At 40.1% G+C, this 307-nt stretch carries 1 pseudogene; it reads right to left on the bottom strand.

The annotated features are described in order from the left end of the window. Positions 1 to 215: pseudogene (locus CWB76_RS19840) on the bottom strand (HDOD domain-containing protein); the annotation flags it as partial. Between the last annotated feature and the right edge of the window lie 92 nt (positions 216 to 307).

Raw genomic sequence — 307 nt, 5'->3', positions numbered from 1 at the left:
CTTGATGTAAGTTAGACACCTTTACAGCACGCCCCAGAATGGCACTATTTGCTACTTTAATCATTAGCGAAGACAGTGCAGGGTCAAGTGCTATTGCATCTGACAATTGCATCAATTTTACAGCTGGATTGTAAGCGGCTTGACGATCCTTAGTCGCTACCTCTGGTAACGTCGGTAACACCAGTGTGTCGTTGTTAATTCTCGTCAACCAAAATTGTGAGTTAGGCATTTTCTGTAGACTTATAATATCCCTTTGCTTACTGACCTACACTTTAGAGCAAGTCTTATATTCTTAATTATTTCAAAG

Source organism: Pseudoalteromonas sp. S1609, from assembly GCF_005887255.1.
Lineage (GTDB): Bacteria > Pseudomonadota > Gammaproteobacteria > Enterobacterales > Alteromonadaceae > Pseudoalteromonas.
This window is presented reverse-complemented; position numbering and strand designations above follow the sequence as displayed.